17 protein-coding genes and 1 CRISPR repeat array are annotated in these 14326 nt (G+C 38.0%); of the genes, 14 read left to right on the forward strand and 3 right to left on the reverse strand.

Features of this window, described 5'->3' with window-relative positions:
* Nucleotides 1-49: 49 nt before the first annotated feature.
* From FD725_RS13245 to FD725_RS13295, 11 genes are all read left to right on the forward strand, one after another.
* Complete coding sequence (locus FD725_RS13245) at nt 50-985, forward strand: reverse transcriptase domain-containing protein (RefSeq protein WP_179048555.1); 936 nt, start codon at nt 50-52, stop codon at nt 983-985.
* A 17-nt stretch (nt 986-1002) separates the two neighbouring features.
* Nucleotides 1003-2196 carry a CRISPR-associated endonuclease Cas1 gene (cas1, locus tag FD725_RS13250; RefSeq protein ID WP_256871904.1) on the forward strand — a complete coding sequence of 398 codons (1194 nt, stop codon included), beginning with the start codon at nt 1003-1005 and terminating at the stop codon, nt 2194-2196.
* 164 nt (nt 2197-2360) lie between these two features.
* Nucleotides 2361-2636: a CRISPR-associated endonuclease Cas2 gene (gene cas2 / locus FD725_RS13255; RefSeq protein ID WP_179048556.1), complete on the forward strand. Its 276-nt coding sequence runs from the start codon at nt 2361-2363 to the stop codon at nt 2634-2636.
* Nucleotides 2637-2854: 218 nt separating this feature from the next.
* Nucleotides 2855-3548: direct repeats of the CRISPR family, unit length 36 nt; unit sequence CCCCACCGATTGGGTTAATTCGGAATAATTGGAAAC.
* Nucleotides 3549-3585: 37 nt separating this feature from the next.
* A complete protein-coding gene (locus tag FD725_RS13260; RefSeq protein ID WP_179048557.1) occupies nt 3586-4041 on the forward strand; it encodes a hypothetical protein in 456 nt (151 codons plus the stop codon).
* Between the two features lie 392 nt (nt 4042-4433).
* Nucleotides 4434-5006 carry an NYN domain-containing protein gene (locus FD725_RS13265; RefSeq protein ID WP_179048558.1) on the forward strand — a complete coding sequence of 191 codons (573 nt, stop codon included), beginning with the start codon at nt 4434-4436 and terminating at the stop codon, nt 5004-5006.
* A 47-nt stretch (nt 5007-5053) separates the two neighbouring features.
* Complete coding sequence (locus tag FD725_RS13270) at nt 5054-5377, forward strand: hypothetical protein (protein ID WP_179048559.1); 324 nt, start codon at nt 5054-5056, stop codon at nt 5375-5377.
* Nucleotides 5378-5417: 40 nt separating this feature from the next.
* The gene (locus FD725_RS13275; RefSeq protein WP_179048560.1) at nt 5418-5642 is read left to right on the forward strand and encodes a hypothetical protein; all 225 of its coding nucleotides are present in this window, start codon (nt 5418-5420) and stop codon (nt 5640-5642) included.
* Between the two features lie 116 nt (nt 5643-5758).
* Nucleotides 5759-5923 carry a hypothetical protein gene (locus FD725_RS13280; protein WP_179046228.1) on the forward strand — a complete coding sequence of 55 codons (165 nt, stop codon included), beginning with the start codon at nt 5759-5761 and terminating at the stop codon, nt 5921-5923.
* A protein-coding gene (locus FD725_RS13285) for an ISKra4 family transposase (RefSeq protein ID WP_179047673.1) occupies nt 5910-6979 on the forward strand; the annotation gives its coding sequence in 2 pieces (ribosomal slippage) (nt 5910-6066 and nt 6066-6979; 1071 coding nt in all). The genes FD725_RS13280 and FD725_RS13285 overlap by 14 nt, the downstream gene beginning before the upstream one ends.
* Nucleotides 6976-7425, forward strand: coding sequence for an E2/UBC family protein (locus FD725_RS13290; protein ID WP_256871905.1), 450 nt, complete (start codon nt 6976-6978; stop codon nt 7423-7425). The genes FD725_RS13285 and FD725_RS13290 overlap by 4 nt, the downstream gene beginning before the upstream one ends.
* Nucleotides 7426-7550: 125 nt before the next feature.
* Nucleotides 7551-9122, forward strand: coding sequence for a ThiF family adenylyltransferase (locus tag FD725_RS13295; protein WP_179048561.1), 1572 nt, complete (start codon nt 7551-7553; stop codon nt 9120-9122).
* Nucleotides 9123-9227: 105 nt separating this feature from the next.
* Here the strand turns inward: FD725_RS13295 and FD725_RS13300 are convergent, their stop codons facing one another.
* Nucleotides 9228-9893, reverse strand: a complete 666-nt coding sequence (locus tag FD725_RS13300) for a hypothetical protein (protein WP_179048562.1) — start codon at nt 9891-9893, stop codon at nt 9228-9230.
* 418 nt (nt 9894-10311) lie between these two features.
* Between FD725_RS13300 and FD725_RS13305 the strand changes: the two genes are divergently transcribed.
* From FD725_RS13305 to FD725_RS13315, 3 genes are read left to right on the forward strand one after another with little or no spacing between them, the layout of a single operon-like run.
* Nucleotides 10312-10653 carry a dynamin family protein gene (locus tag FD725_RS13305; protein ID WP_179048563.1) on the forward strand — a complete coding sequence of 114 codons (342 nt, stop codon included), beginning with the start codon at nt 10312-10314 and terminating at the stop codon, nt 10651-10653.
* A 35-nt stretch (nt 10654-10688) separates the two neighbouring features.
* Nucleotides 10689-12416, forward strand: a complete 1728-nt coding sequence (locus FD725_RS13310; protein ID WP_179048564.1) for an ankyrin repeat domain-containing protein — start codon at nt 10689-10691, stop codon at nt 12414-12416.
* A gap of 17 nt (nt 12417-12433) precedes the next feature.
* Nucleotides 12434-13825: a serine/threonine-protein kinase gene (locus FD725_RS13315; protein WP_179048565.1), complete on the forward strand. Its 1392-nt coding sequence runs from the start codon at nt 12434-12436 to the stop codon at nt 13823-13825.
* A gap of 29 nt (nt 13826-13854) precedes the next feature.
* Here the strand turns inward: FD725_RS13315 and FD725_RS13320 are convergent, their stop codons facing one another.
* Both FD725_RS13320 and FD725_RS13325 read right to left on the reverse strand, forming a co-directional pair.
* Nucleotides 13855-14046, reverse strand: a complete 192-nt coding sequence (locus tag FD725_RS13320; RefSeq protein WP_179048566.1) for a hypothetical protein — start codon at nt 14044-14046, stop codon at nt 13855-13857.
* Nucleotides 14047-14082: 36 nt separating this feature from the next.
* The gene (locus FD725_RS13325; protein ID WP_256871906.1) at nt 14083-14325 is read right to left on the reverse strand and encodes a hypothetical protein; all 243 of its coding nucleotides are present in this window, start codon (nt 14323-14325) and stop codon (nt 14083-14085) included.
* Between the last annotated feature and the right edge of the window lies 1 nt (nt 14326).

The raw sequence follows: 14326 nt of genomic DNA on the forward strand, positions 1-14326 counted from the left end.
ACTAAAACCTAGATTCTTCCTATCAAAAATCCTCAATCCCATCGGTTTTATGGAAGCAATAATTAGTGAATTTCTGGCTTTGCACAATTTTCAACGAGCCTGGGAAAAAGTTGCAGAGAAACGCGGCTGTGCGGGTATCGACAGAGAAACCATTGATGATTTTGCTCGTAATCAAGCATTAAATATCTATGAATTACGCAATACAGTTGCTAATGGTAGCTATGAACCTCTACCTTGCAGACAAGTTGTCATACCCAAACGTAATGGTAATTTACGAGAATTAAAAATACCAACAGTACGCGATCGCATCGTCCAACAAGCGCTGTTAAATGTATTTTATCCCGTCTTGGAGGCGAAATTTTCGAGTGCGAGTTTTGCCTATCGTCCCAATTTATCCTATCTGAATGCAGTGGAAAAAATCGCTGATTTTCGTGATGAAGGTTATATTTGGGTATTCGATGCTGATATCGTCAAATTTTTTGATAATATCGAACATTCCCGCTTATTACAAGAAATTAGACTACATCTCGACCATCCCGGTATTTTATGTTTGATTAAATCCTGGGTATCGGTTGGTGTACAAACCGATGCAGGTTTAATTTTATCTCAAAAAGGTATTCCTCAAGGCGCAGTAATTTCACCAATCTTAGCCAATATTTACCTGCATGAGTTTGATGAGATAATCACCGCCAGTAATTTACAACTCGTGCGTTATGCTGATGATTTTGTAGTTTTAGCACGTACCCAAGCAGAAATTTTGGCAGCCAAAATAGAAATCACTAATTTATTAGCTGGTATGGGATTAGAGATACATCCCGAAAAAACTAGAATTACTAATTTTGAGCATGGATTCTGTTTTCTCGGTCATGGATTTATAGATAATGCGATTTTTCCCATCGATACAAAGCGCACTAAATATACAAACAACTCAGTTCCTCAACCACAATCAACGCAACGTAAAAAAAAACGCCTCCGCATCAATTAGCACCGCAAATTGAGAGATTGCAGTTAGATACACAACCAAATAAAGAACTAGAAATTTTAGAACAAGAACAACAACATCATCATCAAATTGCATTCCTCCATCAACCTTATTTAGTAGAAACAGATGTCACTACAGACAGAGAAATTATTTCTGATGATAGTGATGACAAAAATAGTCCTTTACAAAAAAATATTTGGAATCAGGAAATGGCTGCAATTTATCTGCTCGAACAGGGAACAAGTATTTATAAAGACCACCTCCGTTTTATTATTCATGTCAGCGAAAAAACAAAACTGGAAATACCAATTCGTGAAGTCGAACAAATCATGATTTTTGGCAATATCCAACTTTCTACTCCCGTGATTAATGCCTGTTTAAAAGAAAAAATTGGTGTACTGTTTCTCAACCAACTGGGTCAATATCACGGACATTTAGCTAGTGAAGAATCTACAAATATAGATAATCATCTCATCCAAATGGAACGACGCAATAACGACTATTTTCAGTTTCAAGTATCTAAGGCGATCGTTTATGGAAAATTAACTAATTCTAAGCAGTTATTAATGCGCTTTAATCGCAAACGCAAAATAGCAGCAGTAGAGCAGGCAATATATGGCATTAGTAAAGATATTGATGCCTTAGAATTAGTTGATAATTTAGATTCTTTGCGCGGTTATGAAGGTATCACAGCCGCAAGATATTTTCCTGCCTTTGGACAGTTAATTACTAATCCCAATTTTGAATTTTCTCTCCGCAATCGTCAACCACCTACAGACCCGATAAATTCTCTCTTAAGCTTTGGTTATACGCTGTTATTGAATAATGTCATGAGTTTTATTGTTGCCGAAGGACTTTCACCATATATCGGTAATTTTCACTATGGAGAAAGACAAAAATCTTATTTAGCTTTTGATTTAATGGAGGAATTTCGGTCTGTCATAGTTGATAGTTTGGTTTTGAAGATTATTAATAATTCAGTGTTTAAACCGCAGGATTTTGACATTTTAGATAGTACAGGAGGAGTATATTTAAATCAATCATCACGGCGGATTTTTCTTCAAAAACTTGAAGCTAGGATGAATGAGGAAACATCTCATCCCGATTTACAATCTCAAGTCACATACCGTCATGCAATTCAATTACAAGTCAGAAGATATAAACGTTGTTTATTATCGGATATTCCCTATGCAGCATTTTTAAGACCTGTTTAAATTCTCTTAAATTGATTGAAAAATGCTAATTTTTTAGAAAAATACTGTAGGGTTTAATAATACTAAACTCTATGGTAGAATATAATGGAGTTTGTGTTAAATAGTTTTATAATACCAGTAAAATAATTTATAGTTTTATTCACTCATAATCTTCATCTATCTAAATGTTAGTCGTTGTTGTATATGATATTCCTAATGACAAAAGACGCACGAAGTTATCCAATTTTCTAGAAGGTTATGGACGAAGAGTCCAGTTTTCTGTGTTTGAGTGTTTTTTGAGTTTGGAGGAAATGCGACAACTTTATATAGATGTGAGAAAGTTAGTTAAACCTGCGGAGGATAATCTGCGTTTTTATTGGATATCTCAAGAAGCTGTTGAGAGGGTGTTAACAATTGGTGGTGAAACACCCCAACCACCTCCAAACTACTATGTAATCTAGATTTGAGGCTATTCTAGCAGGTTTTGTAACATGACCATCGACACACCTCAGCAAATCGCCCAAACCCTTATTCTTTCGTTGAGGTGTGTCGATTACTTGCTATGTAAGGGTTTGACGTATGTGTTTGATTAATTTTTCCGTTGATTTTATAATGCCTTTTAGAGGTGTGTCGATTTGCGGTCTGAAACCCTTACTGGGTAAGGGCTGCTAGACGAACTCCCCACCGATTGGGTTAATTCGGAATAATTGGAAACGTTTTCAATTCCGATAAATCCCGACGGAGTTCTTCGCCCCACCGATTGGGTTAATTCGGAATAATTGGAAACATTATCTCTACAGGGATGCTCTCTGTAGAGTCCCCTCCCCCACCGATTGGGTTAATTCGGAATAATTGGAAACTTGAAGCGGACAGAGTCCTCTTTAGTTGGAACAAACCCCACCGATTGGGTTAATTCGGAATAATTGGAAACTTTTTCGCTATCTTTGTGTTCTCCTCTATAGTCAGCCCCCACCGATTGGGTTAATTCGGAATAATTGGAAACGGTTGTCTTACGGCGCTCGTGCGCCATAAAACAAATTCCCCACCGATTGGGTTAATTCGGAATAATTGGAAACGAAGCAAGAAATTGCTTCAGGCAATTTAGAAAAGGCAATATCCCCCACCGATTGGGTTAATTCGGAATAATTGGAAACTCTCTCCCCTGCAGGAGAGATTGCACTAACGTGAACTCCCCACCGATTGGGTTAATTCGGAATAATTGGAAACGAAAATTGACGATCGTTACCGGAAACAGTATAAAAACCCCACCGATTGGGTTAATTCGGAATAATTGGAAACAGCTGTCTCTGCTATTGTTTCATTAAATCCTGTAAATACCCCACCGATTGGGTTAATTCGGAATAATTGGAAACGATTTTCTCTTCCATAAATCCCTTCGGTATAGTTGTGATGGCACATTTACGCACTAAAGCTACAAACCAAAACCCCGAAAGTAGACTACATTGGAAGCTAAGACTAGTGAGAATGTTGTTTGAAAAAGGGTATAACCGCGAAGAAATAATTGGATTATTTCGATTTATCGATTGGATAATGTCGTTACCAGAGGAATTAGCCAACAACTTTAAAACAGAATTAAGAACCGAAGAGGAGGCAGGTAGAATGCGTTATGTAACCAGCATTGAACGTTTAGCGAAACAAGAAGGTAGAGAAGAAGGTAGAGTCGAGACTGCAAGAGAAAGCATAATCGAAGTTCTGGAAGTGCGGTTTAGGGAAATACCAAATCCGATTCTTGAAAAAATTAATGGCATAAATGATGTATCTCTGCTGAGGGTACTCCTGAGACAAGCGATCGCCATACCTTCACTCGACGCATTTTCAGCACTTATTGACGAAATCAGCTTGTAAATTTTGTCAGATGCTAATACCATTTCACTTTAATAATGATACAAATACGTGAGTCCGTCAGTCCGTCAGGGATTGTAAATCCCTGTCTCATAGCTAAAGTCCTCTCAAAAGGACTGAATATCAGAGTCCATTTTAATGGACTTAAGCTATGAGACCACCGTTTTAACGGTGGGCGGACAATACCCAACGAGTAAGCTATATGTATCAGGATTTTTGTGAATTGGTATAACAACGGTGATAATCCAGACATAGCCTCATAGTCCCAAATTTCTCACTTCTAAGAAATCCAGGATGGGGCGATCGCCACTTTTGGAAACCCGCGTTTCCGAGCATAGGTTTTAATAAAGCATATTAAAGTCCAAACCCAAACAGAAAGCAGTTGGGGAAAACCTATGCTCACATCTCGTCGTGTCTTGATTTTTGCAGACAGCGATAATACCTACCTAGCAGCACAAAGCTTCAACAGAAAAATCGACTGGCAAAAAATATGTCAGTACCTTGCCAATCCCAAAGAAGGTAGAGAATTAATCGAAATGGTGATTTATGTTGGTTTACCACCAGCCAGAGAAAGATTTGAAGAACAACGCAAAACCAAAGAGAAATTTGTCTATTGGGCTAGAAATAACGGCTTTTTAGTAGTTGCAAAGGAAGGAAAAGCCAAAGGAGAAGAATATGAAACCAACATTGATGTTGTCATGGCCATGGATGCGATCGAGTTAGCATTAGAAGTCAAACCCGATATCGTTGTCTTGGTGACAGGAGATTCAGATTTTGCCTATTTAGCCGAAAAATTGCGACGCAGAGGAATGCGGGTAGAAGTTGCATCCGTAGAACAGTCATTAGGTAGTGAGTTAAAAAGTGCAGCCAACAGCATTATCGACTTAATAGAAGTATTTGACTCATTTAATCCGCAAAATAGTAATCAAACATTCCACAGAATTGGCAGCACTACTATATTTGATTAATCCTGCAATTAATTAAACAAGTTTTCAATCACAACATCATAGCAATCATGCGAACAATCAACGGCAAATTGATTACCCAAGAAATACAAGATCCAGATAACATAGAAAAACAAATAATGAAATTCAGTGAACAGCAAAATCAACAATCTAACCAGGAAATTAACAACATCCAAAATCACCTCAGCAAACTAGATAAAAGATGTATCCTCCTCGAAGAGGCGATCTCCAAACAATTTATCCAGTTTCTCCTCATTAATATTTGCGGTGTGATGGGATTATTTTTCCTATGGTTTTGGTTTAATAGCAACCACCAAAATAATCAACCTACAAAACAATCAGCCCAGCCAACAGTGCAGCAACTACAAAAATAAACTGGCAGCTAAATCAAAAAATACATATCAAGGAGAAAATATGCGAGCAGTAATCAATGGTAAATTAGTTGATTTACCTCAAGGTACAACAGTAGAAGAATTGCGGAAAAAGTTTCCCGAAATTGGTAACGATGATGTGATGGAAGAAGGTTTTGGTGGAACTAAACCTTTAAAAAATAATGAAGCCCTTAAAGAAGGTTCAAAAGTATGGAGTGTACCCAAAATTGTCAAAGGAATGGGAGATTTTATTTATAGGTTGGGTTGAACTAAGTGAAACCCAAAATCAAGGGTTAATTGTTGGGCTTCCTTCTTCAGCCCAACCTACATAGGTTAAGGTTTTCATGCCTATCTGAACTATATTGGAACATAAACAGGTAAATTATGACCATTACAATTACTCAGGATAAATTAGAATTTCAACCAACTTCAAGATTAATCGAAGAACTCAAAATTTTAGGGAGCATCCACTTTTGGAAGATATACAGGTTCTGGGAGAATATAACAACAGATAAAACAGTGTGGATGACTTACCATGAACCAGGATAAACAAGAAAGAATCAAAGCCTGTTTACAAGAATTGTCAACACTACTGTATGAAGAAGCAGATAAAAGTAAGCTGACAGACCTCGAAAGTATAGAAAAAACAGTTCGGAGTCAAATATTAGAACTAGTCAGTCCAGAAATAGCCCTTTTTTTATCGAACAAAAAACTGGAACAAAAGTAGGTAAAACCAGGAAAATTAAAAGCTTAGTGGGGGAACTGACTCTTAAAGCCAAACAGTTACAGAAACTGGGTTTGAAGCCAAGAACCCGGTTAAGTCCATTACTTCAAAAGTGTTGTTTAAGGCTGTCAGCTAACGAATCATACCAAAAAGCAGAAATTGAAGTTGAGGCATTGACAGGAGTCAAAGTGGGTCACTCAACGCAACAAAAATTAGTGCTGTCACAAGATTTTCAACTACCATTTGCAAAACAAGCAGTTTCAGAAGTCAGTGTAGATGGAGGAAAAGTCCGACTCAGAGGTAAACCGAAAGCAGGCTGTTACTGGCGAGACTATAAAACCGTTCGTCTGCAAGGGATTTACTATGGTGCGTTTTTTGATGACAACCAATCATTAGTTGATTATGTCAATAGCCAACGTCTGGTTAACCCGTTAGTGTGCTTGGGGGATGGTCATGATGGCGTGTGGAATCTAGTCAAAGAGTTTGGTAAAACAGAAAATTTTGAGCGTTGGGAAATCTTGGATTGGTATCACCTCAAAGAAAATCTCTATAAAGTTGGTGGTTCTTTAAAACGGCTTAAAGCTGCTGAAACGCTGTTATGGCAAGGTCAGATAGAAGAAACTCAAGCTTTATTTCTTCATTGCCGAGGTAAACAAGCGAAGAACTTCATTGCTTATCTTGAAAAACATCGCTCTCGTCTTGTCAATTATGCCTATTACCAGGCTGAACAACTTTGTTCTATTGGTTCTGGCGCAGTTGAATCTGCTATTAAACAAATTGGTGCGAGGATTAAAATTTCTGGCGCACAGTGGAATGTTGATAGTGTTAATCACATCCTCTCTATTCGTTGTGCTTATCTCAATGGTTTATTAGCTATTTGAGTCTTTCTGCCAAAAGTGGATGCTCCCAAATTTTAGAAAAACTAGCGAAGAATATTATCGTTGGTAATAAAACAATTGAAAATCTCAGATACACGGTAATTTTAATCAAAGGAATGCCCTTGTCATCCCAAAAATTCACTGTTTCCAACAGCGATGTTTTATTTCTACTACCACCTGAATATCCCCAACTACCACCCATTGGTTGCTATCTCAATTACCCTTGGAACACCACCGGAGAAGGAGATCATCACTTCACCAGACAAAGCTATTATGGAGCGCCATTTTTAAGCAATGAGGGATGGTATTGGTATTGTGTTGGATTGGGAGGAGGATTTAACCGCGAAGTTTGGTTAAACTCATGGAAACCCAGTCAGAAAGTTGATAAAGGACATAATTTAGCGACACTATTTGTTACCGCCCGTCATGCAATTAATAGTGACGATTAGTGGGAGTATCTTGCTCTCTAATTTTCAGGAAGCGGGCTAGAAGCCTGCACTATAAAATAAACTTGCACCTTTGGGATGCTCTCGTTTTAATTAGGCACACTTCAATAAAATAGCGAAAATATCCAATGGAATCTCAGAATCAACTCCCAGAATATTTACTACATATACCCCCAAAAATGTGGCAAGAATTTTGCAAAAATATGTTAGAAGCTCGAAGTATTAATGAAGAGGTTATTGGCTTCTTTTTTTGTAAAAGTCATCAAATATCTAAACTAAAATTTCGCTACATTCCTAAAGCTTGGGTAGTTCCTTTACAAGATTGTTACGAATTACAATCGAATAGTGGCTTAGTATTAGCCCAAAAATTCCATTCATACATATTAGAAAAGTATCTTCAAGATGGACTGCATGTGGTTCATATTCACACCCATATTGGCGAGGCTACACCTGAATTTTCATCTGTTGATGATTATTATGAATCAGAATATGCTAATTTTCTGACTCATAAATTTTCTCAAAAAATCCGTTTAATTTCTGGAGTATTCAACCAGTCATTACAAAAAAGTAAATTCCGCATCTGGAACAGAAAAGGTAAAAATTATTATCATATTGATTTTTGTAATTCATACTTAACAATAGGTAATTTTGATGCTAATTTCGCTTTAAATACAGTACAAGAAGAATTTGAGCAACCATTTAATAGTCAATACCAAAATGTATTTGATAATGAGACAACTGCCAATTCCTTCTCAAAAAATTTTAGGCAATCTACGACGAAATCAATTTTTGGGCAGCAAAATTACTCTAATAATCAAAATTTGATGTTTGCCAGACAAAAAATATTTGGTGATGCCTGTCAAAAGCAACTTCACGAACTCAAAATTAGCCTGATTGGTTGCGGTGGAATCGGTGCAAGTTTTGCCGAATCATTAGGGAGATTGGGGGTAAAAAATTGGGTCTTAATTGACAGCGATCGCCTGGAAACAGTCAATCTCAATCGAATGCCAGGAGCTACCCCAAAAATGGTCGATCAACAATGGTATAAAGTCGGTTATGTCAAATATTTAATAAAAAAAATCTACCCCACAGGTTCCAATGTCAAAGCTATCCCCACATCATGTAATAGCGAAATAGCTCAAAGAGAAATAGCCGGATCTGATTTAATCATAGTAGCAACAGATAATCATCTCTCCCGCAAACAAGCCCAAGAATTAGCATTGACATATATGCGTCCTCTGGTTTGTCTGGGTACTCACATCGACATCAACCCATCTGATAACACACCACGAATGTTTTGTCGTGTCACCGTTCCACCTTTGGGGGGTGGTTGGTGTTTGATGTGTGGTAATATTATCAACCTGCAAAAAGCAGCCGTAGAATCCGCACCCACACAAATCAATCAGATGGTGAATCGCGCAGGCTATTTAGAAGGAGTCAATGACCCAGCAGTATTTTGGTTAAATAGTATTTGTGCGAGTACTGGAGTTGGTGTAATTCACGGTATGGTAAGCGGTTTTCTCAACCTAGATACTGGCATTGATTGGATTTACGAGTTTCCTAATTCTGTTTGGCATCAAATAGACACAAAGTATCTAGAAACACCTGATTGTTATTTCTGTTCTCAATTTGATGGCTTAACAACAGAGATTGAAAATATTGAGACAGAAAGCGATGTTGAAAATATGGGTTATTGGTAGTGAATAAGCTAATCCCACTCTTTTTAAGAGTGGGATTTTATCACGCTAACTTTCTGTAAAATCTTGGACGACGGGACTCTACCAAAGTGGCAAAAGAGAACTGACTTAAGGATAGTTCCTGTAAACATCCTTGATAATTGAAACTACCCAATTAACCGCAAAGTCGCCTGTACATCCATAACCAAATTGTTTTCTCATGTTGCTGGTTATTTCATTAATTAAAATGTCTCGACTCAAACCTGCCAAATTATTACCTTGGAGTATTGAAGAAATCCCCGTGACTAACCGAGAAGATGTTTCACTATTAATATTTTTTCTTTCGAGACTACATATAATGATAGTTTCAGCTAAAGCAATAGCAAAATTATTGACAGGAGTTACATGATTTGCATAAAAAAGATATTGAGATGGTTGTGAACCATAATTGACTATCTTGATATACGCATATCTATCTTGCGAAACCATTGGTGTAGTAACTAACTCTGTTGTCACTCCTGTATTCTCCCCTTTAGTTAATAGCTTCCAGCCTCCAGAGTAGTTATATATGTAAATATCAAAATCCGCTCTACGACTATGATTTTTGAGCGTAAAAACTCCAAAGCTATAAGCCGGAACTTTATACTTATAGTAAGTAACACCTTGAGAATTGAGGGTTTCATGATAATATCTATTATTTTGATGCTTAAATTCTGTAAATTCCTGTGCATTAGCAATACTTGGAGAAGTGATACATACGCTGAATGCCGCAATACCTACAAATAATTTCTTCATTTTGCTATTTCCTTAATACTGGGATAATTAATTGTCAAAGATATTTCAGCCAACACAAAGATTGTGTTCCAATGAAACTTTGGTCTATACCACAATTAACATTAGTTATGTCCCATAAAAATACGTCACGTGCGAATGACGAAATGATCATCTAATGCTGTTTATTTTGTAGTGGCGTTTTTCAAAGTTACAAAGTGTAGAAAAACAGTATGGGAACAGTTTTATGGAAGAACTGGTAATGTGCGATCGCTGAATATTCGTTTCTTTGTCATGTTGAATGCAGCGTAGCGGAATGAAACATCTCGGTATGTGCCATAAAACCTAGATTCTTCCTGACGCGGAGCGTAAAGAAGAATGACATTTTTATACCTACTGAGACTTTTCAAACACCCTCTTAGAGAAAATATCTGAAATCCTGATGAAAGCTGAAAATGCAGGTGAATATACTTCTGGAAAATTGGGATTTGAGCAAGATATTGCATATCTTAATAATGTTAGTGAAAACTTGCGTAAAGGTGTATTTCGCTTGCTCATACTAGGAGATATGAAACGAGGTAAAAGTACCTTATTAAATGCTATTATTGGTGAAAAAATCTTACCAACAGGTGTCAATCCTTGCACCGCAGTTCTTACTATTGTTCGCTATGGTGAAGATAAACAAGTAACCATTTATTTTAATGATGCTAAACCACCGGAATCAATGGATTTTGACACCACGCTACTAGTAACTGGAATTTACCAAACCCAAGGTGTAGCATAAATTATCAACTCCGCTATGCCAACTGTGTAAATCCTATGGAACTGCTGCATCAACCAGAAGATATTGTTGCCCAGCGATACCGGATCATCAAAATTTTGGGGGAAGGTGGTAGCGGTACTACATACTTAGCTGAAGATACAGATAGCCATCAGTTGGTAGCCCTAAAAGCCTTGTCACTGCATCGGTTAAATGATTGGAAGCTGATGGAGTTGTTTGAACGGGAAGCGAAAATTCTCTCACAACTCTATCATCAGGCAATTCCCCGTTATCTGGGCTATTTTCATATAGAAACTACATTAGAGCATTGTTTCTACATAGTCCAAGCACAAGCGCCAGGAAAATCTTTAGCAGCCTTAATTGCTGATGGTTGGCGCACTACAGAAGATGAAGTTAGATATATAGCCACGCAAATCTTAGAAATTCTCGTCTATCTCCACTCACTCGATCCTGTTGTTATCCATCGGGACATCAAACCCCAAAATATTATCCGCCGTGATGATGGCAAGGTATACTTAGTAGATTTTGGTGCAGTACAAAATACCTATTATAATACTTTCATGCGTGGTAGTACGGTAGTAGGAACATATGGTTATATGGCTCCAGAGCAGTTTCGGGGGCAAGCTGTACCTGCTACTGATTTGTATGGTTTGGGCGCAACGATACTTTTCTTACTAACGCACCGTTCCCCGGCTGATTTGCCGATGGAACGGTTGAAGATTGATTTTCGTCACCATGTACAGATTAGTGATGAATTTGCTGACTGGTTAGAGAAAATGTTAGAGCCAGATGTGGAAGAACGTTTTAGTTCTGCTATTGAAGCTTTAGCGGCTCTGAGTGGTGAGCAGGCGATCGCCGCTAAGGTCAGTACTCCTGTATCTTGGAAAACTATCGCTGGAGTAGGAGCAACTATTGCTACATCGACAATGGCGATCGCTCTGCTGAATGCTCACAAATGGCTAGTTTTGGGTATGTTCGGCATTATACCACTTTCTAATATGTGTGAAAATATTGATGCCATCAAAGACTATTATCACCAAGTAGATAATGCCAATGCTTTAGTGATGGAGTCATCACCAAATGGTGACAATGAACGGATGTCTTTGTTGGTATGCACAATTCGTCGTCATAACTTTGAGGGAACGAAATTTTTAATCACTCAAGGTGCGGATGTTAAACTTGCAGATCGTCAGGGTAATACACCCTTACACCTACTATTTATTGATCCATTTGATCCATATATTCCAGAAGATGACTACGAAATAGCCGAAATGTTAATTGCTAAAGGTGCAGATATTAACATTCAGAATCAAAAAGGTAAAACCCCTCTACAATTAGCAGTACAAAACTCTCAACCGCAAATCATCAAACTACTGCTCAAATCAGGTGGAGATATCAATCAGCGCGATCGCACTGGTGCAACTTTACTACATTTAGCCATATCTAAAACTAATCATCCAGCCTATAGCAGAGTTAGCATATACACTCAAGAGATTATCCAACAGCTAATTAAAGAGGGAGTGAATATCAACGCCACAGATAATAAAGGCAGAACTCCACTGCATCAAGCAGTATTAAGTTACAAAAAAATAGCTATAGAACAGCTACTGAAACAGAAAGCGAATATCAATGCTGAGGATAAAGATGGTAATACACCATTGCAACTGATCGCTAAAAACTTTATTGGTGATCGAAAAGATCTAGTAATCTCTTCAGAGAAGCAGGCGATCGCTGACATTTTGAAAAAGAACGGTGCAAAGAAGTAACAACCAATCAAACAAGTATGGAATTGCTACATCAACCAGGAGACATAATTCAACAACGCTACCGCATCTTAGAAATTTTGGGACAAGGTGGGGTAGGTATTACGTATGCAGCCGAAGATTTAGAGAGTGGCGATTCCGTAGCGCTGAAAGCTTTGTCATTCCGGCGGATGAGTGAGTGGAAAAAAATAGAATTGTTTGAAAGAGAAGCAAAAATTCTCTCCCAACTCCATCATCCAGCAATTCCTCGCTATCTCGATTATTTTCAAGTAGACACAGGCTCTGACAGATTCTTTTATATTGCTCAACAACTTGCGCCAGGTAAATCTCTAGCGACATTAATAGAAAATGGTTGGCAACCCCCAGAAAAACAAGTTCGACACATCGCCACACAAGTTTTAGAAATTCTGATTTACTTACAATCCCTCAAACCCCCAGTTATTCACCGCGATATTAAGCCCCAGAATATTATCCTCAACTTTTCCCCAACAGCAAAAGATCGGGGAGATATATTTTTAGTAGATTTTGGCGCAGTACAAGATACCTATCACAATACAGTCACAGGTGGCAGCACAGTAGTAGGAACCTACGGCTATATGGCTCCCGAACAGTTTCGTGGACAAGCTGTGTTAGCAACAGATTTATATGGCTTGGGAACTACACTACTTTTCTTGCTGACGGGAAAATCCCCAGCAGATTTACCACAGCGCCATCTCAAAATAGATTTCCGTCCCCATGTTCGCATTTCCCCAGATTTTGCTCACTGGTTGGACGTTATGCTGGAGCCAGTTAGTGATGACAGATTTCCCTCAGCTAATTTAGCCTTAGCTGTACTGCGAGGTGAAAAACAGATTCAAGATGTTATATCCCATTTTTCTTTAACAAGACCCCAGCGACCAAAAAACAGTTCTATTATCTTTCATAAAACCGAAGCAGAATTAACTATAGAAATTCCTCCCAAGCAATTACGTAACTATGCTAGTTGGTTTATTCCCATTATTCTCTTGTTAGGAAATGGATTATTTTTACTCACTTTCTGGATATTATTTTTTGAATACTTATCTGTTCTTAATTTATTTGGATTTATTTTTATGTCCTTTTTTTTCTACACCTATTTATTCGTAATTTTGCCAATGATTGCCGATTTTGTCCTCAGTCCTATTGCAAAAACTAGAATTAAAATTAACCAAAATGGATTTTGGTTAAAGCGTTGGTTGTTAGGTTGGTCTTTTCAAAATTGTCATGAATATGTATTAGATATTCAGCGTGTTGTTGCCAAGCCTATGCAGCCAATTACGGTTTCGGTATTTAATAAAACACTCAGAAAATATCGCTTTGCTTCATTATTAAGCACATCTGAAAAAAAATGGATAGCTTGGGAAATTATGGCATTTTTAGATAAATTGTCCTAAATTAAAGACCTTAATGGGTGACAACAGGGCTAAATAGCTTGTTTCGCCGCCCCACCGAGGAGAGAATGACCGATAATCCATGCAGCGCAAGCTCCTGGCTTTAGCAATAGACATCTCCAGAAATTAATTCTGCGTTGCCTGAAATCCTTGTAGAGACGTTGCAGTGCAACGTCTCTACATTCATTTTCGGAGATGTCTAATGGGGAGACAGTCCATCTCACAAACCGGGTCTTGGCAACTTTTGCTAATGATGACCATCATTTAATGGGGTGGTACAATCCATCATCGCGCTTTTGCCACGCCACAGAACCTGGATCTCTCGACCTACACCACCTTTCAAAATCCTTGGGAGTCTGGGTACTCTGCTCTCGCTCTAAAGTTGCCAAATCGACACCCAATCTTTTAGCTAAATTTTCTCCCTGATATGCTTGCAGTTCTAGCTGAGGTGGGTGATAGTTAAAAGACTGTCGCCTCGAACCGGTGGAAGAGCGTCGCGTCATT

It is taken from the genome of Nostoc sp. TCL26-01 (assembly GCF_013393945.1).
Lineage (GTDB): Bacteria > Cyanobacteriota > Cyanobacteriia > Cyanobacteriales > Nostocaceae > Trichormus.